The organism is Brevibacterium rongguiense (assembly GCF_009857845.1).
Lineage (GTDB): Bacteria > Actinomycetota > Actinomycetes > Actinomycetales > Brevibacteriaceae > Brevibacterium > Brevibacterium rongguiense.
On sequence record NZ_WWEQ01000019.1, the window covers coordinates 1 to 21,875 of the forward strand.

Here is a 21,875-nt window from a genome sequence, read left to right on the forward strand (position 1 = left end):
CCGAGCACCGCGGTGCGGCCGCCGAGCAGCAGCGCGAGGAGGACCGCCCGGAGCGCGGCCAGCGCCGCCGCCGGGGCGAGGGCCGACGCGGCGACGCCGAGGACGGCCAGGAGCGCGGCCAGCAGGATCGCGCCGAGCGCACCGAGTCCGACGAGCGCCGCGGGCGCAGCCGCCGCGGCAGCCGCGACGGCGACTCCGAGGCCCGCGACAGCCGCGAGGGCCGCGACAGCCGCGCGGACCGCGGCGACAGCAACGGCCGCAACGACAACAACGGCGGCCGCGACAACGGTGGCCGCTACGACAACCGCGGTGACAGCAAGAACGGTCGCGACAGCAACCGGGGCGACGGCGGCAACGGCCGCAACGACGGCAACGGCCGCGACAACAACAACCGGGGCGACGGCCGCGACGGGGACGACCGCCGCGGGCGCAACCGGCGCGATCGCAAGCGCCGCGGCGGCAACGGGCGCGAGGACGAGCAGGACCTGCGCCCCGACGACGTCCTCATCCCCGTGGGCGGCATCCTCGACGTCCACGACAACTACGCGTTCCTGCGCACCTCCGGCTACCTGCCCGGCCCCAACGACGTCTACGTCTCGGCCAACATGGTCAAGCGCAACGGCCTGCGCAAGGGCGATGCCGTCGTGGGCGCCATCCGCCAGCAGCGCGAGGGCGAGAAGAGCAACCGCCGTGAGAAGTTCGATGCGCTCGTGCGCCTCGACAGCATCAACGGCCTGAGCGCCGACGAGGCCAAGCGCCGCGTCGAGTTCTCCAAGCTCACGCCGCTCTACCCGCAGGAGCGCCTGCGGCTCGAGACGGATCCGAAGCTCATCGCCACGCGTATCGTCGACCTCGTCTCGCCCATCGGCAAGGGCCAGCGCGGCCTCGTCGTCTCGCCCCCCAAGGCCGGCAAGACGACGATCATGCAGCAGCTGGCGAACGCGATCACGACGAACAACCCCGAGGTCCACCTCATGGTCGTCCTCGTCGACGAGCGCCCCGAGGAGGTCACGGACATGCAGCGCGCGGTCAAGGGCGAGGTCATCGCCTCGACCTTCGACCGCCCGGCCGATGACCACACGACGATCGCGGAGCTCGCCATCGAGCGCGCCAAGCGCCTCGTCGAGATGGGCCAGGACGTCGTCGTCCTGCTCGACAACATCACCCGCCTGGGCCGCGCCTACAACCTGGCGCAGCCCGCCTCCGGCCGGATCCTCTCCGGCGGCGTCGACGCGAACGCGCTCTACCCGCCCAAGAAGTTCTTCGGCGCGGCGCGCAACATCGAGGGCGGCGGCTCGCTGACCATCCTCGCCACCGCGCTCGTCGAGACCGGCTCGAAGATGGACGAGGTGATCTTCGAGGAGTTCAAGGGCACCGGCAACATGGAGCTGCGCCTGTCGCGCAACCTCGCGGACAAGCGCATCTACCCGGCCGTGGACGTCAACGGCTCCGGCACGCGCCGCGAGGAGAACCTCATGAGCGCCGAGGAGATGAAGATCATGTGGCGCCTGCGCCGCCTGTTCGCCGGCCTCGAACAGCAGCAGGCCGTGGAGCTGCTGCTCACGAAGCTCAAGGAGACCGGTTCGAACGCCGAGTTCCTCATGCAGGTCCAGAAGTCGACTCCGCTGCCGAAGTCGGCGGCCGACGACCTCTGATGAGCACCCCCGGCGACCTCGAGTCGCTGGTCAGCAGCGTGCGCGCCCTGCTCGACGAGCACGGCCGGATCGAGGCGGAACTCGCCGATCCGGCCGTGCACGCCGACGCGGGGCGCGCGCGCCGTCTCAACCGGCGCTACGCGGAGCTCGACGCCGTGGCATCCGCGTGGCGCAGGCTCGAGGCCGTCGAGCGCGACCTGGGCGCGGCCCGCGAGCTCGCGGCCGAGGACGAGTCGTTCGCGGCGGAGGCGCGCGACCTCGCCGCCGAGCGCGAGGTCCTGGGCGCTGAGCTGCGCGAGCTGCTCGTGCCGCGCGACCCGGATGACGCGCGCGATGCGATCATCGAGGTGCGCGCGGGGGAGGGCGGCGAGGAGTCCGCGCTCTTCGCGGCCGACCTCACCCGCATGTACCAGCGCTGGGCCGAGTCCCACGGCTGGTCCACGGAGATCCTCGACGCCGCCGAGTCCGCGCTCGGCGGGTACAAGGACATCACCCTGGCCGTCAAGGCCAAGACCGGGGGAGTCTACGGCTGGACGAAGTTCGAGGGCGGCGTCCACCGGGTCCAGCGCGTGCCGGTGACGGAGTCGCAGGGCCGGATCCACACCTCGGCGGCGGGCGTGCTCGTCTTCCCGGAGGCCGATGAGCCGGAGGAGGTCTCGCTCGACGAGAACGACCTGCGCATCGACGTCTTCCGCTCCTCGGGCCCCGGCGGCCAGTCGGTGAACACGACCGACTCCGCCGTGCGGATCACCCACCTGCCCACCGGCATCGTCGCGAGCTGCCAGAACGAGAAGTCCCAGCTGCAGAACAAGGAGGCGGCGCTGCGCATGCTGCGCGCCCGCCTGCTCGCCGTGCGCGCACAGGAGGCCGCGGCGGAGGAGAACGACCGCCGCCGCTCGCAGGTGCGCACCGTGGACCGCTCCGAGCGGGTGCGGACCTACAACTTCCCGGAGAACCGGATCGCCGATCACCGCACGGGCTACAAGGCCTACAACCTCGATCAGGTGCTCGCCGGCCGGCTCGACGAGGTCGTCGAATCCCTACGCGCCGCCGAGCGCGCCGAGCGCCTCGAGGAGATCGGATGAGCCGCTGATGGCAGCCGGCAGCACCGAGTCCGCGGGCCCCGAGCACACGGCCCCTGCGCACAAGGGCCCCGCTCACGCGGACCCCGGCCCCACCGCCGATGCCCTGCTGCGCGAGGGCGCGGCGGCTCTGGCGGGCAGTGCCTCCCCGGCCGCCGACGCCGCGCTCCTGCTGGCCCACGCGTGGGACCGCACGGGGGCCCAGCTGGCCCGCGCCCGCCTCATGGGCGAGTCCGTCGCCCCCCGCACAGCGCGGGTCTACCGCGAGCTGCTCACCGCGCGCGCCGGCGGCGCGCCCGTCCAGCACCTGACGGGCCGGGCCCCGTTCCGCCGCCTCACGCTGCCCGTGGGGCCGGGGGTCTTCGTGCCCCGCCCCGAGACCGAGCTGCTCGTCGACGCGGTGCTCGCCCGCACCTCGGCCGCGCCCGTGGCCGTCGACCTGTGCGCCGGCAGCGGTGCGATCGGGCTCGCGCTCGCCACTGAGGCCCCCGGGGCGCGGGTGCTCGGCATCGAGCGATCCGAGGCCGCCCTCGAGTGGGCCCGCCGCGCCCGCGCCGAGCACGCGGACGAGCTGGCGGCCGCCGGCTCCCGGCTGCTGCTCGCCCAGGGCGATGCGACGCAGGCCGCGGAGGTCGCCGGGCTCGTCCAGCGCGAGCTCGGCCAGCGCCCGCAGGTCGTCGTGTCGAACCCGCCCTATGTGCCCCCGGGCGCTGCGAGCGCGGAGGTCACCGCGAGCGATCCCGCGGCGGCCCTGTGGGGCGGCGGTCCCGACGGCACCGAGATCCCGCGTCGCATCATCGCGACCGCGGCCGCGCTGCTCGCCCCCGGGGGGCTGCTCGTCCTCGAGCACGCGGAGGCGCAGGGGCCCGCCCTGCGGCACGCGGCCCACGCGCTGGGGTTTGGGGGAGCGGCCACGCACTCGGACTACACTGGCCGGGATCGGTACACGACGGCACACCGGATGGAGAGCTGAGCACATGGCGCGGAACTTCGACCTGCGCTCCGAGCAGGTGAGGGACCTCATCCTCGACGAGAGTGCCCGGGTGGTCGCCGACGACGGGCTGCTCGTCATCCCCACGGACACCGTGTACGGCATCGCCGCGGACGCGTTCTCCGCCGCCGGCGTGGCCCGGCTGCTCGCCGCCAAGGGGCGCGGGCGCGACATGCCCCCTCCCGTGCTCATCGGCCAGCGCAGCACGCTCCTCGGCATCGCCGAGGCGCTCGACCAGCGGATCATGGAGCTCACCGAGCGCTTCTGGCCGGGTCCCCTCACGATCGTGTGCCCCGCCCAGCCGTCGCTGGACTGGGACCTCGGCGACACCCACGGCACGGTCGCGGTGCGCATGCCCGACCACCCGCTCGCCCTCGAGCTGCTCGCGCGCACGGGGCCCCTCGCGGTCTCCAGCGCCAACACCTCGGGAGCTCCCGCCGCGGTGACCGCGGCCGGCGCCCAGGAGATGCTCGGCGACTCGGTGGACGTCTACCTCGACGGGGGCGAGGCACCCGGCCAGGCATCCTCGACGATCGTCGACATGACCTCGCAGCCCCCGCGCATCCTCCGCGCGGGCCCGATCGGCGCCGCCGCGCTGCGCGAGATCGTCGCGGACCTCGCAGACCCCGAGTGCCCCGACCCGGATGCGGGAAGCTGAGTGCGCGCCTACCTCTTCATCGTCCTCGTCAGCGCGATCACGTGCTACCTCGTCACCCCGATGGTGCGCAGGATCGCCGAGCGCGGGCTCATCTTCTCGCCCCTGCGCGACCGCGATGTGCACTCCGTGCCCACCCCGCGGATGGGCGGGGTGGCGATGTTCGCCGGGCTGCTCGCGGGGCTCGCCTTCGCCTCCGGCACCCCGTTCCTCGAACGGCTCTTCGACGCCCCCGGGCCCATTGTCGGCGTGGCCGGTGCCGGGGCGATGCTGTGCCTGCTGGGCGTCATCGACGACATCTGGGACCTCAACTGGATCACGAAGCTCGCCGGCCAGACCATGGCGGCGGGCTTCATGGCCCTCAACGGCGTCTCCCTGCTCTCCATCCCGTTCAACGGCGTCATCATCGGCTCGCCGCGCATGTCGATCGTCATCACGGTCCTCGTCGTGCTCGTGACCATCAACGCCGTGAACTTCGTCGACGGCCTCGACGGGCTCGCCGCCGGCGTCGTGTCGATCGGCGGCGCCGCGTTCTTCGCCTACTCCTACATGCTCGCCCGGGACACGAGCCCGGACAGCTACGCCAACCTCGCCTCCCTCATCATCGCGCTGCTCGTCGGCGCCTGCCTGGGCTTCCTGCCGCACAACTTCAACCCCGCGCGGATCTTCATGGGCGACTCGGGCTCGATGCTCATCGGCCTGCTGCTCGCCGCCTCGACGATCCGCGTGACCGGCCAGGTGGACCCGGCCGTGCTCAGCGACGAGCGCGCCCTGCCCACGTTCCTGCCGATCATCCTCCCGATCGCCGTCATGGCCCTGCCGCTCATCGACCTCATGCTCGCGGTGGTCCGGCGGATGGCGGCGGGCAAGTCCCCGTTCTCCGCGGACGCCAAGCACCTCCACCACCGCATGCTCAGGCTGGGCCACTCCCACGCCCGCGCGGTGCTCATCATGTACCTGTGGACGGCCGACTTCGCGTTCGGCTCCGTCGCGTTCCTCGTCTACCCGGCCGGGGCGGTCATCCCGATCCTCGCCGGCGCCGTCGTCGTCACCCTGGCGCTGACGTTCTCGCCGTTCCTCCTGCACCGAAAGAAGACCCTCGCATGAGCACTGAGCACAGCCCGGCCGATTCCGCGGCGGGCGGCGGCCGGCCGGCCGAGACCGCCGCTCAGGCCGCCTGGCGGCGCGTGTGGCTGCGGCTGCTCGTGCGCGGGGCGTGCGTGGTCGCGGCGATCGCGGCCGCCTCCCTGCTGGTGGGCGGCCTGCTCGCGGGCGCCCGGGGCCTGGCTGGCGCGGGCGTGGGCTCCGCGCTCGCCGCCGTCTTCGTCCTCGTGAGCGTCGGCGTCATGTACGTGGGCCGCAATGCGAGCCTGACCGCCGTGGGCGGCATGCTGGGGATCGGGTTCGCGTTCAAGGCGTTCATCTTCATGATCATCGTGTGGAACATCAAGGACGCGCCGTGGCTCAGCGGCCCGGTGGCGTTCTTCACGATCGTCGCCGCGGTGCTGGCGACCTCCGCGCTCGAGGTGCTCACCGTCCAGCGCGCCCGGATCCCCTACGTCGACCCCGAGGCCGGCTGAGCCCGTCCGCGGCGGGCCGCCGGCCTCCACGGCCCCGGTGGGAGCGCCGGCGAGCGCACTCAGGCGGCGCGCGGCCGGCTGTCGAGGATTTGTGAACTGCAAGGCCCGATTGGTAGAGTGGGGCGCGTGCGCGATGGGCGCCAAGCCCCCGCACAGAATGCTTCTGTGAGAGCCCTGGGGCGGTGTCGCCCCGGCGCCCGGCGAACCGGTGCGGTCCGATCACCTCGGGCCCGGATGTGGGAGAAATACCGAAGACATGGCGATTGCGACCACCGTTCTGGCCGAAGGCGGCTTCCACGCCCCGAGCATCATGGAGTTCTTCCCGCCCGCGGTCCTCTTCGAGGGCACGCCGTTCGAGATGAACCGCATCATGATCATCCGCGTCATCGCCGCCCTGGCGCTGTGCGCGGTGTTCGCCATCGGCGCCCGCCGGCTCAAGCTCGTCCCCAGCCGCGGGCAGTCGGTCATGGAGATGACCCTCGACTTCGTGCGGGTGAGCATCGCCGAGGACTCGATGGGCAAGAAGATGGCCGAGCGCTTCCTGCCGCTCATCACGACGATCTTCTTCATGGTCCTGGCCCTCAACATCACGGGCATCATCCCGTTCCTCAACATCGCCGGCTCCTCCGTCGTGGGCGTGCCCCTGCTGCTCGCGCTCATCGTGTACTTCAGCTACCACATCGAGGGCATCCGCGAGCTGGGCCTCTTCGGCTACCTCAAGAACGCCCTCGTGCTGCCGGGCGTGCCGCTGCCGCTGCAGTTCCTCATGGTCCCCATCGAGGCGCTCACGAAGTTCGTCATCCAGCCCTTCACGCTGACGCTGCGACTGCTGTGCAACATGATCGTGGGCCACCTGCTGCTCGTGCTGTGCTTCTCCGCGACCTGGTTCTTCTTCTTCGACGCCTCGCTGGGCTTCAAGTTCTTCGGGATCATCACGATCGCCGGCGGCTTCTTCGTCACGCTGCTCGAGATCCTCATCGCCCTGCTACAGGCCTACGTGTTCGCGCTGCTGGCCGCCGTCTACATCCGCCAGGCCGCCTCGGCCGAGCACTGACCCGCACCGACCCCCTGAACGCACCGCTGCACGCTCCGGCATGGGCCGGGGCGCAACCGAAAGGAAAACTCCCAAGTGGATATTCTCGCTGAAATGAACGGCTCGCTCTCCACCGTGGGCTACGGCCTCGCCGCGATCGGCCCGGGCGTCGGCCTCGGCATCGTCATCGGCAAGACCATCGAGGGCACCGCCCGCCAGCCGGAGATGGCCAACCAGCTCCGCGGCCTCATGTTCATCGGCATCGCCCTCATCGAGGCGCTGGCCCTCATCGGCATCGCGACGCCGTTCTTCCTGAAGTAAGAACAGGGTGACCACCTCCATGACTCCCATGCTCATCGCCGCGGAAGAGACGCCGAACCCGCTCATCCCCGCGGTCTACGACATCTTCTGGAGCGCGGTCGTCTTCATCGTCATCTTCCTCGTGTTCTGGAAGATGGTGCTGCCCGCCTTCAAGAAGACCCTGGACGAGCGCGCCGAGCGCATCCAGGGCGGCATCGAGAAGGCCGAGAAGGTGCAGGCGGAAGCCGATGCCGCGCTTCAGGAGTACCAGAAGCAGCTCGCCGACGGCCGGGCCGAGGCCGCGCGCATGCGCGCCGAGGCCCAGGAGGAGGGCGCGCAGATCATCGCCGAGATGAAGCAGCGCGCCGCCGACGAGGCCGAGCGCATCACCGCGCAGGCGAAGGTGCAGATCGAGGCCGAGCGCCAGGCCGCCATGGTCTCGCTGCGCGGCGAGGTCGGCAGCCTGGCGACGGACCTGGCCGGGCGCATCGTGGGCGAGACGCTCACCGACGATGCCCGCGCCGCGAACGTCGTCGACCGCTTCATCTCCGATCTGGAGAAGCAGACCCCGGCCGCGGCCGCCAAGGAGAACTGATGCTCCAGTCGAGCAGGAACTCGCTCGCCCTCACGCTCGAGGACGCGAACGCGGGCATCGACGCCGGCCTGGCCGCGGGCCTCGGCGGGGGCCTGCTGTCCATGGTGGGCGTGCTGGCCGACAGCGCGCCGCTGCGGCGGGCGCTGGCGGACGCGGCGCTCGCCGCCGACGCCAAGCGCGGGCTGCTGTCCTCCGTGTTCGGCGGGAAGGTCGACGCCACCGCCCTCGAGGTCGCCGCGAAGGCCGCCGCGCGCCGCTGGGCGCGCGGGCAGGACCTCGTGACGGCGCTCGAGACGGCCGGCGTGACCGCGGTCGCCGCGCAGGCGCAGGCCGAGGGCCGGCTCGGCGAGGTCGAGGAGGAGCTCTTCCGCTTCACCCGCCTCATCGTCTCCGAGCACGAACTCGACCTCGCGTTCGAGTCCACCGCCTCGGGCGAGGCGAAGGCCCAGCTCGTCGCGAACCTGCTCGGCGGCCGCGCCGCCGCGCAGACCATCGAGCTCGCCACCCAGGCGGCGCTGCACCCGCGCTCCAAGCGGGTCACCGAGGCGCTGGAGAACTACAGCGAGATCCTCGCGTTCCGCCAGCAGCGCTCGGTGGCAGACGTCACCGTCGCCCGTCCGCTCAGCGCCGACCAGGCGCAGCGGCTGGCCGACGCGCTGTCCGCCTCCTACGGACGGCGCCTCGTGCTCAACGTCCACGTCGACCCCGAGGTCGTCGGGGGCGTGCGCGTGCAGATCGGCGACGAGGTCATGAACGCCACCATCGCGGATCGCCTGGCGGACCTCCGCCGGCGGCTCGTCGGCTGAGCCCACACACACATACGCAGGCGGCGGTCCGCTGGGTCGCTGCGAGGAATGAAGGAAGCAGGGAAACCGCAATGGCGGAACTGACAATCTCCCCGGAGGAGATCCGGGGCGCCCTGGGCCGATTCGTCGAGTCGTACAAGCCCGAGGCCGCTGACAAGACCGAGGTCGGCAAGGTCGTCACGGCCGGCGACGGCATCGCGTCCGTGTCCGGCCTGCCCGGCACCATGGCCAACGAGATCCTGCGATTTGAAGACGGCACCCTGGGCCTCGCCCAGAACCTCGACGAGCGCGAGATCGGCGTCGTCATCCTGGGCGAGTTCTCCGGCATCGCCGAGGAGCAGAACGTCTACCGCACGGGCGAGGTCCTCTCCGTGCCCGTGGGCGACGGCTACCTGGGCCGCGTCGTGGACCCGCTCGGCAACCCCGTCGACGGCCTCGGCGACATCGAGACGGTGGGCCGCCGCGAGCTCGAGCTCCAGGCCGCCGGCGTCATGGACCGCAAGGAGGTCAAGGAGCCGCTGCAGACCGGCCTCAAGGCCATCGACGCGATGATCCCCGTGGGCCGCGGCCAGCGCCAGCTCATCATCGGCGACCGCAAGACCGGCAAGACGGCGATCGCGCTCGACACGATCATCAACCAGCGCGAGAACTGGGCGTCGGGCGACCCGAAGAAGCAGGTTCGCTGCATCTACGTCGCCTGCGGTCAGAAGGGCTCGACGATCGCCTCGGTGCGCCGCGCGCTCGAGGACAACGGCGCGCTCGAGTACACGACGATCGTGTCCGCCCCCGCCTCGGACCCCGCCGGCTTCAAGTACCTCGCCCCCTACACGGGCTCCGCGATCGGCCAGCACTGGATGTACGAGGGCAAGCACGTCCTCATCGTCTTCGACGACCTGTCCAAGCAGGCCGAGGCCTACCGTGCGATCTCCCTCCTGCTGCGCCGTCCGCCGGGCCGCGAGGCATACCCGGGCGACGTCTTCTACCTGCACTCGCGCCTCCTCGAACGCTGCGCGAAGCTCTCCGACGCCCTGGGCGGCGGCTCGATGACCGGCCTGCCGATCATCGAGACGAAGGCCAACGACGTCGGCGCGTTCATCCCGACGAACGTCATCTCGATCACCGACGGCCAGATCTTCCTGCAGTCGGACCTGTTCAACGCGAACCAGCGCCCCGCGGTCGACGTGGGCGTGTCCGTGTCGCGCGTGGGCGGCTCGGCGCAGACGAAGCCGCTGCGCGGCGTGTCCGGCACGCTCAAGCTCACGCTCGCGCAGTACCGCTCGCTCGAGGCGTTCGCGATGTTCGCCTCGGACCTCGACCCGGTGACCCGTCGCCAGCTCGACCGCGGCGCGCGCATGACCGAGCTGCTCAAGCAGGGCCAGTTCCAGCCGATGTCGGCCGCCAAGCAGACGGTGTCGATCTGGGCGGGCTCCGAGGGCTACCTCGACGAGATCCCGGTCTCCGACGTGCTGCGCTTCGAGGCGGAGTACCACGACTACCTCGAGCGCAAGACGAACCTGCTGACCACGATCGGCGAGCTCAAGGACAAGCTGGGCGGCGACGTGCTCGCCGAGCTGAAGAAGGCCACCGACGCGTTCGCCCAGGAGTTCCAGCCCACCGAGGAGGGCTCCGGCGCCGGCACGGAGGAGTTCGCGGCCGCGCAGGCCGACGACGTCCAGCAGGAGCAGATCGTCATGCAGAAGAAGCGCTGAGCCTCATCTTCATGACGACAGACGAAAGGAAGAGCTGATGGGAGCCCAGCAGCGGGTCTTCAAAGCGAAGATCAACTCGACCCAGTCCTTGAGGAAGATCTTCAAGGCCATGGAGCTCATCGCTGCCTCGCGCATCCAGAAGGCCATCGACCGCGTGCACGCGGCGTCGCCGTACGCCTCCGCCCTCACCCGGGCGGTGGCGGCGGTGGCGACGCAGTCGAACGTCGCGCACACGCTCACGGTCGAGCCGGAGGAGATCCGGCGCGCGGCCGTGCTGGTGATCGGGCCGGACCGCGGCTTCGCGGGCGCCTACTCGGCGAACCTCATCCGCAAGGGGGAGGAGCTCATCACTCTCCTGCGCCAGAAGGGCAAGGACATCGCGCTCTTCACCGTGGGCGGCAAGGCCGAGACGTACTACACCTTCCGCGATCGTGAGATCCGGCAGGCGTGGACCGGCTTCTCCGAGTCCCCCACCGCCGAGCACGCGGCGGAGATCGGCGAGGCGCTGCTCGCGGACTTCCACCGCCCGCACGAGGAGGGCGGCGTCGACGAGATCTACCTCGTGGACACGCGCTTCGTCTCGAGCGTCAGCCAGGATCCGCAGTACCGGAGGCTCCTGCCGCTCGCCGTCGTGGACGCCGATGAGGCGCACGCCGACCGCGGCCACGGCGCCGGCGCTGGCCACCCGGCGCACGACGAGGTGTTCCCGCTCTACGAGTTCGAGCCGAGCGCGGAGGCGGTGCTCGATGCGCTGCTGCCCAAGTACATCGATTCGCGCATCCTCACCGCGCTGCTGAACTCGGCGGCCAGTGAGCAGGCCGCCCGCCAGCAGGCGATGCACACCGCGGTCGAGAACGCCGACGACCTCATCAAGACCTACACCCGCATGGCGAATACGGCCCGCCAGGCCGAAATCACCCAGGAGATCTCCGAGATCGTCGGCGGCGCCGATGCCCTTGCGGCATCCGGTGCCGACGACTGAGCGGCGACGAGAGCAGAGAAGAAAGAGAACATGACTGCCACAGTTCCGGATACCACCCAGACCCAGAAGTCGGTCGGCCGTATCTCACGCGTGATCGGCCCCGTCGTCGACATCGAGTTCCCGCTCGACGCCGTGCCCGCCGTCTACAATTCGCTGTCCACCGAGGTGCAGCTCTCGGAGGGCACCCGCAAGGTCACCTTCGAGGTCGAGCTGCAGCTGGGCAACGGCATCGTCCGCGCCATCTCGCTGCAGCCCACTGACGGCCTGGTCCGCGGCCAGGAGGTCATCGACTCCGGCGCGCCCATCATGGTGCCGGTCGGCGATGTCACGAAGGGCAAGGTCTTCAACGTCACCGGCGATGTGCTCAACACGTCGATGATCGAGGAGCCCTACGAGATCACCGAGCGCTGGCCCATCCACCGCGAGGCGCCGAACTTCGACCAGCTCGAGTCGAAGACCCAGATGTTCGAGACGGGCATCAAGGTCATCGACCTGCTCACCCCGTACGTGCTGGGCGGCAAGATCGGCCTGTTCGGCGGCGCCGGCGTTGGGAAGACCGTCCTCATCCAGGAGATGATCACCCGCGTCGCGCAGGACCACGGCGGCGTCTCCGTGTTCGCCGGCGTGGGCGAGCGCACCCGCGAGGGCAACGACCTCATCTTCGAGATGGACGAGTCGGGCGTGCTCGACAAGACCGCGCTCGTGTTCGGCCAGATGGACGAGCCGCCGGGCACCCGCCTGCGCATCGCGCTCACGGGCCTGACCATGGCGGAGTACTTCCGCGATGTGCAGAACCAGGACGTGCTGCTGTTCATCGACAACATCTTCCGCTTCACGCAGGCGGGCTCCGAGGTCTCGACGCTGCTGGGCCGCATGCCCTCGGCCGTGGGCTACCAGCCCACGCTGGCCGATGAGATGGGCGTGCTCCAGGAGCGCATCACCTCGACCCGCGGCCACTCGATCACCTCGATGCAGGCGATCTACGTCCCGGCCGATGACTACACGGACCCGGCGCCGGCGACGACTTTCGCGCACCTCGACGCGACGACCGAGCTCTCCCGCGACATCGCCTCGCGCGGCCTCTACCCCGCGGTGGACCCGCTGACGTCCACGTCGCGCATCCTCGACCCGCTGTACGTGGGCCAGGAGCACTACGACACGGCGGTGCGGGTCAAGCAGATCCTGCAGAAGAACAAGGAGCTGCAGGACATCATCGCGATCCTCGGCGTCGACGAGCTCTCCGAGGAGGACAAGCTCACGGTGCACCGCGCGCGCCGCATCGAGCAGTTCCTCTCGCAGAACACCTACACGGCGCTGCAGTTCACGGGCGTCGAGGGCTCCACCGTGTCGATCAAGGACACGATCGCGGGCTTCAAGGGCATCTGCGACGGCGAGTACGACCACATCCCGGAGCAGGCGTTCTTCAACGTCGGCCCGATCGAGGACGTGCTCGCCAACTACGAGAAGCTCAAGAAGGAGAACTGACCCATGGCCCTCAACGTGACCGTGGTGGCCGCGGACCACGCCGTGTGGTCCGGTGAGGCCTCGCGCGTGGTCGCGAAGACCTGGGACGGCGACATCGGCATCCTCACCGGCCATGAGCCCGTCATGGCGCTCGTGGCCGGGGGAGAGGTGCGCATCCTCACCGCCGACGGCGAGAACATCCGCGCCCGGGCGGACGGGGGCTTCCTCTCGGTGGAGAACGACCGCGTGACGGTCGTCGCCGATCAGGCCGAGCTCGTCTGAGCCTCCGCCGGCGACCGTGAACCCCTCAGCCCTGCTGCTCATTCTGCTCTCGGCGGCAGGCCTGGGGCTCATCGTCGCGTACGCGCTGACCTCGCGGCGGCGCGCCATGAGCCGGATGGCCGGCTCGTTCGACTGCTCCATCCGCGTGGGCGAGGGAACCCCTCGCCCACGCTGGCGTCTGGGGGTGGGCCTCCTCACCGCCACGACGTTCAACTGGTACCCGGTCTTCGGCTTCTCCCGCCGCCCGGCGATCCGGCTGCCGCGCGCCGACATGGTCATCGCCTCCCGCAGCGAGCCCGCTCCGGACGACCGGCACAGCGTGCTCGCAGACGCGCAGGTCATCGTGCTGCGCTGCGGGGACCACGCGGGCAGGCCCGTGGAGACGCGCGTGGCCCTCGAGCGCGACGCGGTGTCCGCGCTGTCCTCGTGGCTCGAATCCTCCCCACCCGGCTACAACCTTGCGATCGGACGGTTCACCTGATGGAGATCCTCTCCGTGGAGGGCCCGGCCCGCCTGCGCGGCAGGGTCGAGGTGCGCGGGGCCAAGAACAGCGTCCTCAAGCTCATGGCCGCCTGCCTGCTCGCGCCCGGCCGCTCCGTCATCACCAATGTCCCGGCGATCCTCGACGTCGCCATCATGGCCAAGCTGCTCGAGCGCCTGAGCTGCGCCGTCGACTACGACGAGGCGGCGGGCACCGTCGCCATCGACGTGCCCGAGGCACCGGGCATCAAGGCCGACTACGAGCTGGTGCGGGCCATGCGCGCCTCGATCTCCGTGCTCGGGCCGCTCGTGGGCCGCATGCGCTCGGCCGAGGTGGCGCTGCCGGGCGGCGACGCGATCGGCTCGCGGGGCCTCGACCTCCACGAGGCCGGCCTGCGGGCCCTCGGCGCGCAGGTGCGCCTGGAGCACGGGTACTTCGTCGCCGCGGCGCCCGAGGGGCTGACGGGCGCGGAGATCCGGCTGGACTTCCCCTCCGTCGGGGCCACGGAGAACCTCGTCATGGCCGCGTGCCTGGCCCGCGGCACCACGCGGATCGAGAACGCGGCCAAGGAGCCGGAGATCATCGACATCTGCTCGCTGCTCGTGCAGATGGGCGCCCACATCGAGGGCATCGGGACGTCGACGCTCACCGTCACGGGCGTGGCGCGGATGCACCCGGTGGAGCACCGCTGCGTGGGCGACCGGATCGTGGCCGGCACCTGGGGCTTCGCTGCCGCGATCACCGGCGGCGATGTCGAGGTCCTCGGGGCGGATCCCGGGCTGCTGCCCAATGTGCTCGACAAGCTCGAGGCCGCCGGCGCCCGGGTCACCGAGCTCGACGCCCCCCACGGCGGATTCCGGGTGGTGGGCCCGGCGCGGCCGCACAGCATCCGCGTCTCCACGCTGCCCTACCCGGGGTTCCCCACCGACCTGCAGCCCTTCGTCGTCGCGCTCAACGCGGTGGCCGACGGCGAGGGCCTGCTGACGGAGAACCTCTTCGAGGCGCGCTGGCGCTTCGTCAGCGAGCTCGCCCGGCTGGGCGCGCAGGTGAGCGTGGACGGCAACCACGCGCTCATCACCGGCGTCGAGCGCCTGTCCGGCGCCGAGGTGGAGGCGTCCGACATCCGCGCCGGCGCCGCGCTCGTGATCGCCGGCATCGCGGCCCACGGTCGCACCGAGGTGGCGGGGGTCAGCCACATCGACCGCGGCTACGAGCACTTCGACGCCCAGCTGCGCGCGCTTGGGGCGACGGTGGCCCGCAGCGAGCGCCCCGACATCCTCCCGCCCGAGCTCTGAGGCGGCCGCGGCCCCGGGGCGTTGGGGTGCGGGGTGCTGGCGTGCCGGGGCTGCGGGCGGTAGTCCGTCGCCCGGTGGCGATCCTCCGTCCGGAGGGTGCGGAGCACTGCGGCGCATTCATTCTTCGCGCATTCATTTGGGATCTTCTATGCATTCATTGCGATGCATATTCATGCGGCGTTTGGAATATCCGCGCAACAATGTGCTGCGGATATTCCCTGCCTCCGCAGCGGCGCCTCATCTTCTCCTGCGCGCGGCCATCGGGTGTGGCGAGGGTGGGCTCTCCGGGTGGCTCGGCGCGGGCAGCGCACCCGCCGGACGCCCGCGGTTAACGTCGCGTCCATGCGGGTCAGCCGCTCAAGTACGGCCCGCCTGCGCGTCGGTGAGCGTGTGCAGACGGTCCCGACGCCCCTGTTTTATCCGCCGTATCGCATAACGGACAAATCGGGGTCGGCAGGCAGATACAACGTGTGATCCAGGACTCGAACGGCCCCTTTCTGTTGATTCCCGGCGGGGGCCCGACTAGCGTATTTCCCATAGCGCGGGTGCACGTATCGCAGCGGAAATTCCGCCGCTGGCAGTCACCCCGATTGGTGAAAGGATGCCAATGTCTACGACAACGGAGTCGAAAGCCCCCACCGCGGGCACCGCACCGGGCGGGCTGTCCCTGCCGGCGCTCCTCGCCCTCGTCATCGGCTCGATGATCGGCGGTGGCATCTTCTCGCTCCCGCAGAACATCGCCTCGGCCGCCGCAGCGGGCCCCGTCATCATCGGCTGGACGATCACCGGCATCGGCATGATCTCGCTCGCCTTCGTCTACCAGTTCCTCGCCAACCGCAAGCCGGAGCTCGACAACGGCATCTACGCCTACGCCCGCGCCGGGTTCGGCTCGTACATCGGCTTCAACTCGGCCTGGGGCTACTGGCTCTCGGCCCTCATCGGCAACGTGGGCTACCTCGTGCTGCTGTTCTCCACGATCGGCAAGTTCGTCCCCGCCTTCGAGGGCGGCAACACCCCCATCGCCATCCTCTGCGCCTCCGTGCTGCTGTGGCTTACGCACCTGCTCGTCATCAAGGGCGTCCAGACGGCCGCGTTCGTCAACACGGTGACGACGATCGCGAAGATCGTGCCGCTCATCGTCTTCATCGTCATCTGCGCGGTGGGCTTCAAGTACGACCTGTTCTCCTTCGACTTCTGGGGCGAGAACTCGGACCTGGGCTCCGTGCTCGCTCAGACGAAGAACATGATGCTCGTGACCGTCTGGGTCTTCATCGGCATCGAGGGCGCGTCGATCTACTCGCAGCGGGCACGCAAGCGCAGCGACGTCGGCAAGGCCACGATCATCGGCTTCCTCGCCGTGCTCGCCATGCTCGTCGCGGTCAACCTCCTGTCCATGGGCATCATGCAGCGCGCGGAGCTCGCGGGCCTGGGCGACGCCTCCATGGGCGACGTGCTCGCCGCGGTCGTGGGCCCCTGGGGCTCCGTCTTCATCAGCGTGGGCGTCATCATCTCCCTGCTGGGCGCGCTGCTCGCATGGATCCTCCTGTGCGGCGAGACCATGCAGGTCCCGGGCTCGGACGGCACCATGCCGGCGTTCTTCGGCAAGCTCAACAAGCACCACGCCCCGGCCAACGCGCTCTGGGTGACGAACGGCCTGTGCCAGGCGATCCTCATCCTCACGTTCTTCTCCGAGGACGTCTACCTGGCGATGGCGACGCTCGCCGCGGCGCTCATCCTCCTGCCCTACCTGCTCTCCGCGGGGTACGCGCTGGAGGTCACCGTCACCGGCGACACCTACACCGGGGCGCACAGGAAGGGCCGGGTGCGCGACCTCATCCTCTCGATCATCGCGGTGGTCTACGGGATCTGGCTCCTCGTGGCGGCGGGGCTCGGCAGCCTCCTGCTCTCCGCCCTCATCTACCTGCCCGGCGTGATCGTCTACATCTGGGCCAAGCGCGAACAGCACGCGAAGAAGCTCTTCACCTGGTGGGAGCTGCTCGTCGTCGCGGTCTTCGCAATCGGCGCGGTCATCGCCATCGTCCGCCTCGCCAACGGCTCGCTCAGCCTCCTCGGCTGAGCCGCCCGGGGCCCGCCGCCGGCGGGCCCCACGGGAGGCATCCCCTCCCGCCCCACCTTGTCCCACGCAGCCTCCGCAGTCCGCGGACTGCACTCCTGACGCGGCGCCCCGCCGCACATCGAAAGGATGGAACACCATGAACGCACCTGCCATCGGAGCCTGGTCGGAAGTCGGCAAGCTCCGCGAGGTCATGGTCTGCACCCCGGGCCTGGCCCATCAGCGCCTGACCCCCCGCAACTGCGAAGAGCTCCTGTTCGACGAGGTGCTGTGGGTGGCGAAGGCCAAGAGCGACCACCTGGACTTCATCGCGAAGATGCGCGACCGCGGGGTGGACGTGCTGGAGATGCACGATCTGCTGCGCGACATCCTCGAGCAGCCCAAGGCACGCGCCTGGGTGCTCGACCGCAAGCTCAGCCCGAACATGGTGGGCCTGGGCGTGGACGAGGAGCTGCGCGCCTGGTTCGACGAGCTGCCCTCGAACGAGCTCGCCGACTACCTCATCGGCGGCCTGGCCTACGCGGACCTCCCGGCGGACTTCAACCGCTCGGTCATCGTGGCCCTCGCAGGGGCGCACGTGCCCACGGACTTCCTGCTCCCGCCGCTGCCCAACACGCAGTTCACCCGCGACACGACCGCGTGGATCTACGGCGGCGTCACGCTCAACCCCATGCACTGGCCGGTGCGCCAGCAGGAGACGATGCTCGACGCCGCGATCTACAAGTTCCACCCGAAGTTCGCCGACCGCGAGTTCTCCACCTGGTACGGCGACGTCGACGTCAACCACGGGCTCTCCAGCCTGGAGGGCGGCGACATCATGCCCGTGGGCAACGGGGTCGTGCTCATCGGCATGGGCGAGCGGTCCTCGTGGCAGGCGATCTCGCAGCTCGCGCAGTCCCTGTTCGCCCACGGCGCCGCGCAGCACATCATCGTGGCCGCCATGGCCCGCGACCGCGCCTCGATGCACCTGGACACGGTGTTCTCGTTCTGCGACCGCGACCTCGTCACGGTCTTCCGCGACGTCGTCGACACGATCCGCCCGATCTCCCTGCGCCCGGCCGACCGCGACCGCGGCTTCTCCGTGACCATGGAGAAGCGGCCCTTCACCGACGTCGTGGCCTCGGCCCTCGGGCTGTCGAAGCTGCGCGAGGTGCCCACGGGCGGCAACGCCTACCAGTCCGAGCGCGAGCAGTGGGACGACGGCAACAACGTCGTCGCCCTCTCCCCGGGCGTCGTCATCGGCTACGACCGCAACACCCACACGAACACCCAGCTGCGCAAGGCCGGCGTCGAGGTCATCACGATCAACTCCGGCGAGCTGGGCCGCGGCCGCGGCGGCGGGCACTGCATGACGTGCCCCATCACCCGCGATCCCGTGGACTACTGAGCACCGCCGCGCCGGCGGACCCCGCCGGCGCGGCGCCCCGGGCCCGCACCTCGGGCCCGGGATGACCGAACCCACGACCATCCCCGTACCACCAGCAGAAGGAGACCACCATGGGCATGAACCTGCTCAACCGCAACCTGCTCTCTCTCACCCACCACACCGGCCAGGAGCTGCGCTTCCTCATCGACCTGGCCCGCGATCTCAAGCGCGCCAAGTACTCCCACACCGAGCAGCCGACGCTCACGGGCAAGAACATCGCGCTCATCTTCGAGAAGACCTCCACGCGCACCCGCTGCGCGTTCGAGGTCGCCGCCTACGACCAGGGCGCGAACCTCACCTACATCGATCCCACCTCCTCGCAGATCGGGCACAAGGAGTCGATGAAGGACACGGCCCGCGTGCTCGGCCGGATGTACGACGCGATCGAGTACCGCGGCTTCAGCCAGCACACGGTCGAGGAGCTCGCGGAGTTCGCGGGCGTGCCGATCTTCAACGGCCTCACCGATGAGTTCCACCCCACCCAGATGCTCGCCGACGCGCTCACGATGATCGAGCACTCGGACAAGCCCATGCACGACATCGCCTACGCCTACGTGGGCGACGCCCGCAACAACATGGGCCGCTCGCTGCTGCTGCTGGGCGCCAAGCTGGGCATGGACGTGCGCATCGCCGCCCCGAAGGCCCTCCAGCCGGACGACGAGCTCGTGGCCAAGTGCCGCGACTGGGCCAAGGAGTCCGGTGCGCGCATCATGATCACCGACGATCCGAAGGAGGCCGTGGACGGCGTGGACTTCATCCACACGGACGTGTGGGTCTCCATGGGCGAGCCCATCGAGAGCTGGGGCGAGCGCGTGGACGCGCTGCTGCCGTTCCAGGTCAACATGGACCTCATCGAGGCGGCGCACAATCCGCGCGTGCGCTTCATGCACTGCCTGCCCGCGTTCCACAACTCGGAGACGAAGGTGGGCAAGCAGATCGCGGAGCAGTACCCGCAGCTGGCCGGGGGCATCGAGGTGACCGAGGAGGTCTTCGAGTCCTCCTACAACATCGCCTTCGACCAGGCGGAGAACCGCATGCACACGATCAAGGCCGTCCTCGTCTCGACGATGGGCTGAGGGAGGGATCATGCGAGTCCTCACGGCACTGGGCGGCAACGCCCTGCTCAAGCGCGGGGAGCCGCTCACCGCGGCCAACCAGCGCGCGAACATCGCGATCGCCGCGGAGCGGATCGCGCGGATCTCCGGGGAGAACGAGGTCGTGGTCGCCCACGGCAATGGCCCCCAGGTGGGTCTGCTCGCCCTCCAGGCGGCGGCCTACACGGACGTCGAGGCCTACCCCCTCGACGTCCTGGGGGCCGAGTCCGAGGCGATGATCGGCTACATGCTCGAACAGGAGCTCGGCAACGTCATGCCCCCCGAGCAGCACCTCGTGACGGTGCTGACGATGACGGAGGTCGACCCCGAGGACCCCGCGTTCGAGCACCCGACGAAGTTCATCGGGCCCGTCTACGACGAGGACGCGGCGAACCGGCTCGCGGAGGAGAAGGGCTGGGCGATCGCGCCCGACGGCCCCTACTTCCGCAGGGTCGTCGCCTCGCCGCTGCCGGTGCGCGTCATCGAGGAGGAGCCCATCAAGCTCCTCGTCGAGTCCGGCACGCTCGTCATCTGCGCCGGCGGCGGGGGCATCCCCACGGTGCTCGGCTCCGACGGCATCCTGCGCGGCATCGAGGCGGTCATCGACAAGGACCTCGCCGCCGCCATGCTCGCCGCCCACCTGGACGCGGACGTGCTCGTCATCGCCACCGATGTCGAGGGCGTCTACCGCAACTGGGGGACCGGCGCGCAGGAGCTCATCCCGCAGCTGACGCTGGCCGAGGCGGAGGGCTCCGAGTTCGCCGCGGGCTCCATGGGCCCGAAGGTGCAGGCCGCCTGCAACTTCGTCCGCGAGACCGGCAGGCGGGCCGTCATCGGCGCGCTCGCCGACATCGAGGGCCTCGTCGCGGGCACCGCCGGCACCTCGGTCGTCGCCGGCTGAGGCGGCCACGAGGCGCAGGGCCGGGCCGCCGGCATCGCGCCCGGGGCGGGCCCGGACCCGGCCCCCGCTCCCGACCGTGGGAGCGGGGGCCGCGCCGCGCCTCGGCGCCGGTGGGCACCGCGGCCGGGGCGCCTGCGCGCGGGGGCACCGGGGCAGCCCGGTTGGGGTAGGTTGGGTCTCACCTGCCCGGGGGCGGCCCCGGCACCTGCGAAGGGATCCCCGATGTCGCACACCCCGATCGGAGCGTGGTCGGAAGTCGGCCGGCTCCAGACCGTCATGGTCTGCTCGCCCGGGCTGGCCCACCAGCGCCTGACCCCGCGCAACCGCGAGGAGCTGCTCTTCGACGAGGTGCTGTGGGTCCAGCGCGCCCGCGAAGACCACCAGGCGTTCATCGCGATGATGCGCGGGCGCGGCATCGAGGTCCTCGAGATGCAGGAGATGCTCGCCCAGACCGTCGCGATCGACGAGGCCCGCGAGTGGATCTTCGACCGCAAGCTCACCCCGGACTTCGTGGGCCTGGGCGTCGGCGATGAGCTGCGCGCCTTCCTTGCGGAGATGCCCGCGGACCGGCTGGCCGAGACGCTCATCGGCGGCCTGGCGTATGCGGACCTGCCGCGGGACTTCTCCGGGCACGTGCTGCGGGTGCTCGCCGATTCCCGCGTGCCCACCGAATTCATCCTCCCCCCGCTGCCCAACACCCAGTTCACCCGCGACACCACCGCCTGGATCTACGGCGGCGTCTCGCTCAACCCCATGTTCTGGCCGGTGCGGCAGCAGGAGACGATGCTCACGAGCGCGATCTACCGCTTCCACCCGCGCTTCACGGGCGAGGACTTCTCGATCTGGTACGGCGATCCGGACCGCCAGCACGGGCTGGCGAGCCTGGAGGGCGGGGACATCATGCCGATCGGCAACGGGGTCGTCCTCGTGGGCATGGGGGAGCGGTCATCGTGGCAGGCGATCTCGCAGCTGGCCATGCGGCTCTTCGACGGGGGCGCGGCCGAGCAGGTGGTCGTGGCGGCGATGGGCCGCGACCGGGCCTCGATGCACCTGGACACGGTCTTCTCCTTCTGCGACCGGGACCTCGTCACGGCCTTCGACGACGTGGTGGCCGGCATCAAGCCCATCACGCTGCGCCCCGACGACCACCGGCGCGGCTTCTCCGCCACCCTCGAGGAGCGGCCGTTCATGGACGTCGTCGCGCGCTCGCTCGGGCTGCCGAAGCTGCGCACGGTGCCCACGGGCGGCAACGCCTACCAGGCCGCGCGGGAGCAGTGGGACGACGGCAACAACGTCGTGGCGCTCGAGCCGGGCGTCGTCGTCGGCTACGACCGCAACGTCCACACGAACGCGCTGCTGCGCGCCGCTGGCGTCGAGGTCATCGAGATCGACTCCGCGGAGCTGGGCCGCGGGCGCGGCGGGGGGCACTGCATGACCTGCCCGATTGTCCGCGAGGCCGTCGACTACTGA

General features: G+C 70.6%; 21 protein-coding genes. All 21 read left to right on the plus strand.

What is annotated here, in order from left to right; all coding sequences use genetic code 11:
* A partial coding sequence (gene rho / locus GSY69_RS06045; RefSeq protein WP_160952979.1) for a transcription termination factor Rho occupies positions 1-1,655 on the plus strand: 1,655 nt, incomplete at its 5' end.
* A complete protein-coding gene (gene prfA, locus GSY69_RS06050) occupies positions 1,655-2,740 on the plus strand; it encodes a peptide chain release factor 1 (RefSeq protein WP_160952980.1) in 1,086 nt (361 codons plus the stop codon). The genes rho and prfA, both read left to right, overlap by 1 nt.
* 7 nt (positions 2,741-2,747) lie before the next feature.
* A complete protein-coding gene (locus tag GSY69_RS06055; protein ID WP_160952981.1) occupies positions 2,748-3,710 on the plus strand; it encodes a N5-glutamine methyltransferase family protein in 963 nt (320 codons plus the stop codon).
* A 4-nt stretch (positions 3,711-3,714) separates the two neighbouring features.
* Positions 3,715-4,386: an L-threonylcarbamoyladenylate synthase gene (locus tag GSY69_RS06060; RefSeq protein WP_160952982.1), complete on the plus strand. Its 672-nt coding sequence runs from the start codon at positions 3,715-3,717 to the stop codon at positions 4,384-4,386.
* Positions 4,387-5,490 carry an MraY family glycosyltransferase gene (locus GSY69_RS06065; RefSeq protein ID WP_160952983.1) on the plus strand — a complete coding sequence of 368 codons (1,104 nt, stop codon included), beginning with the start codon at positions 4,387-4,389 and terminating at the stop codon, positions 5,488-5,490.
* Positions 5,487-5,963 (plus strand): hypothetical protein, encoded by a 477-nt coding sequence (locus tag GSY69_RS06070; RefSeq protein WP_160952984.1) that lies wholly within the window; start codon positions 5,487-5,489, stop codon positions 5,961-5,963. Before GSY69_RS06065 ends, GSY69_RS06070 begins: the two co-directional genes overlap by 4 nt.
* Positions 5,964-6,219: 256 nt before the next feature.
* Complete coding sequence (atpB, locus tag GSY69_RS06075; RefSeq protein ID WP_202410865.1) at positions 6,220-7,017, plus strand: F0F1 ATP synthase subunit A; 798 nt, start codon at positions 6,220-6,222, stop codon at positions 7,015-7,017.
* Between the two features lie 93 nt (positions 7,018-7,110).
* Positions 7,111-7,317 (plus strand): F0F1 ATP synthase subunit C, encoded by a 207-nt coding sequence (gene atpE / locus GSY69_RS06080; RefSeq protein WP_202410866.1) that lies wholly within the window; start codon positions 7,111-7,113, stop codon positions 7,315-7,317.
* A gap of 19 nt (positions 7,318-7,336) precedes the next feature.
* Positions 7,337-7,891: a F0F1 ATP synthase subunit B gene (locus GSY69_RS06085; protein ID WP_160953024.1), complete on the plus strand. Its 555-nt coding sequence runs from the start codon at positions 7,337-7,339 to the stop codon at positions 7,889-7,891.
* Positions 7,891-8,697, plus strand: a complete 807-nt coding sequence (locus GSY69_RS06090) for a F0F1 ATP synthase subunit delta (protein WP_160952986.1) — start codon at positions 7,891-7,893, stop codon at positions 8,695-8,697. Before GSY69_RS06085 ends, GSY69_RS06090 begins: the two co-directional genes overlap by 1 nt.
* Before the next feature lie 71 nt (positions 8,698-8,768).
* Entirely contained in the window at positions 8,769-10,406 is a 1,638-nt protein-coding gene (gene atpA, locus GSY69_RS06095) for a F0F1 ATP synthase subunit alpha (protein WP_160952987.1), read from the plus strand.
* A gap of 37 nt (positions 10,407-10,443) precedes the next feature.
* A complete protein-coding gene (locus GSY69_RS06100) occupies positions 10,444-11,388 on the plus strand; it encodes a F0F1 ATP synthase subunit gamma (protein WP_160952988.1) in 945 nt (314 codons plus the stop codon).
* Between the two features lie 30 nt (positions 11,389-11,418).
* Positions 11,419-12,873 carry a F0F1 ATP synthase subunit beta gene (gene atpD, locus GSY69_RS06105; protein WP_160952989.1) on the plus strand — a complete coding sequence of 485 codons (1,455 nt, stop codon included), beginning with the start codon at positions 11,419-11,421 and terminating at the stop codon, positions 12,871-12,873.
* Positions 12,874-12,876: 3 nt separating this feature from the next.
* Positions 12,877-13,134: a F0F1 ATP synthase subunit epsilon gene (locus GSY69_RS06110; protein ID WP_160952990.1), complete on the plus strand. Its 258-nt coding sequence runs from the start codon at positions 12,877-12,879 to the stop codon at positions 13,132-13,134.
* Between the two features lie 16 nt (positions 13,135-13,150).
* Complete coding sequence (locus GSY69_RS06115; protein WP_160952991.1) at positions 13,151-13,615, plus strand: DUF2550 domain-containing protein; 465 nt, start codon at positions 13,151-13,153, stop codon at positions 13,613-13,615.
* Positions 13,615-14,910, plus strand: a complete 1,296-nt coding sequence (gene murA / locus GSY69_RS06120) for a UDP-N-acetylglucosamine 1-carboxyvinyltransferase (RefSeq protein WP_160952992.1) — start codon at positions 13,615-13,617, stop codon at positions 14,908-14,910. Before GSY69_RS06115 ends, murA begins: the two co-directional genes overlap by 1 nt.
* Before the next feature lie 607 nt (positions 14,911-15,517).
* Entirely contained in the window at positions 15,518-16,987 is a 1,470-nt protein-coding gene (gene arcD, locus GSY69_RS06125) for an arginine-ornithine antiporter (RefSeq protein ID WP_235936332.1), read from the plus strand.
* Between the two features lie 136 nt (positions 16,988-17,123).
* Complete coding sequence (gene arcA / locus GSY69_RS06130; RefSeq protein ID WP_160952994.1) at positions 17,124-18,371, plus strand: arginine deiminase; 1,248 nt, start codon at positions 17,124-17,126, stop codon at positions 18,369-18,371.
* A 110-nt stretch (positions 18,372-18,481) separates the two neighbouring features.
* Positions 18,482-19,486, plus strand: a complete 1,005-nt coding sequence (locus GSY69_RS06135) for an ornithine carbamoyltransferase (RefSeq protein ID WP_160952995.1) — start codon at positions 18,482-18,484, stop codon at positions 19,484-19,486.
* A gap of 10 nt (positions 19,487-19,496) precedes the next feature.
* The gene (gene arcC, locus GSY69_RS06140; protein ID WP_160952996.1) at positions 19,497-20,405 is read left to right on the plus strand and encodes a carbamate kinase; all 909 of its coding nucleotides are present in this window, start codon (positions 19,497-19,499) and stop codon (positions 20,403-20,405) included.
* Between the two features lie 222 nt (positions 20,406-20,627).
* On the plus strand, positions 20,628-21,875 hold the full coding sequence (locus tag GSY69_RS06145) for an arginine deiminase (protein ID WP_160952997.1): 1,248 nt from the start codon (positions 20,628-20,630) through the stop codon (positions 21,873-21,875).

Bases quoted from the DNA above. Each gene is read 5' to 3' on its own strand.
- prfA (WP_160952980.1), top strand. From the start codon at position 1,655: ATGAGCACCCCCGGCGACCTCGAGTCGCTGGTCAGCAGCGTGCGCGCC.
- GSY69_RS06055 (WP_160952981.1), top strand. From the start codon at position 2,748: ATGGCAGCCGGCAGCACCGAGTCCGCGGGCCCCGAGCACACGGCCCCT.
- GSY69_RS06060 (WP_160952982.1), top strand. From the start codon at position 3,715: ATGGCGCGGAACTTCGACCTGCGCTCCGAGCAGGTGAGGGACCTCATC.
- GSY69_RS06070 (WP_160952984.1), top strand. From the start codon at position 5,487: ATGAGCACTGAGCACAGCCCGGCCGATTCCGCGGCGGGCGGCGGCCGG.
- atpB (WP_202410865.1), top strand. From the start codon at position 6,220: ATGGCGATTGCGACCACCGTTCTGGCCGAAGGCGGCTTCCACGCCCCG.
- atpE (WP_202410866.1), top strand. From the start codon at position 7,111: ATGAACGGCTCGCTCTCCACCGTGGGCTACGGCCTCGCCGCGATCGGC.
- GSY69_RS06085 (WP_160953024.1), top strand. From the start codon at position 7,337: ATGACTCCCATGCTCATCGCCGCGGAAGAGACGCCGAACCCGCTCATC.
- GSY69_RS06090 (WP_160952986.1), top strand. From the start codon at position 7,891: ATGCTCCAGTCGAGCAGGAACTCGCTCGCCCTCACGCTCGAGGACGCG.
- atpA (WP_160952987.1), top strand. From the start codon at position 8,769: ATGGCGGAACTGACAATCTCCCCGGAGGAGATCCGGGGCGCCCTGGGC.
- GSY69_RS06100 (WP_160952988.1), top strand. From the start codon at position 10,444: ATGGGAGCCCAGCAGCGGGTCTTCAAAGCGAAGATCAACTCGACCCAG.
- atpD (WP_160952989.1), top strand. From the start codon at position 11,419: ATGACTGCCACAGTTCCGGATACCACCCAGACCCAGAAGTCGGTCGGC.
- GSY69_RS06110 (WP_160952990.1), top strand. From the start codon at position 12,877: ATGGCCCTCAACGTGACCGTGGTGGCCGCGGACCACGCCGTGTGGTCC.
- murA (WP_160952992.1), top strand. From the start codon at position 13,615: ATGGAGATCCTCTCCGTGGAGGGCCCGGCCCGCCTGCGCGGCAGGGTC.
- arcD (WP_235936332.1), top strand. From the start codon at position 15,518: ATGTCTACGACAACGGAGTCGAAAGCCCCCACCGCGGGCACCGCACCG.
- arcA (WP_160952994.1), top strand. From the start codon at position 17,124: ATGAACGCACCTGCCATCGGAGCCTGGTCGGAAGTCGGCAAGCTCCGC.
- GSY69_RS06135 (WP_160952995.1), top strand. From the start codon at position 18,482: ATGGGCATGAACCTGCTCAACCGCAACCTGCTCTCTCTCACCCACCAC.
- arcC (WP_160952996.1), top strand. From the start codon at position 19,497: ATGCGAGTCCTCACGGCACTGGGCGGCAACGCCCTGCTCAAGCGCGGG.
- GSY69_RS06145 (WP_160952997.1), top strand. From the start codon at position 20,628: ATGTCGCACACCCCGATCGGAGCGTGGTCGGAAGTCGGCCGGCTCCAG.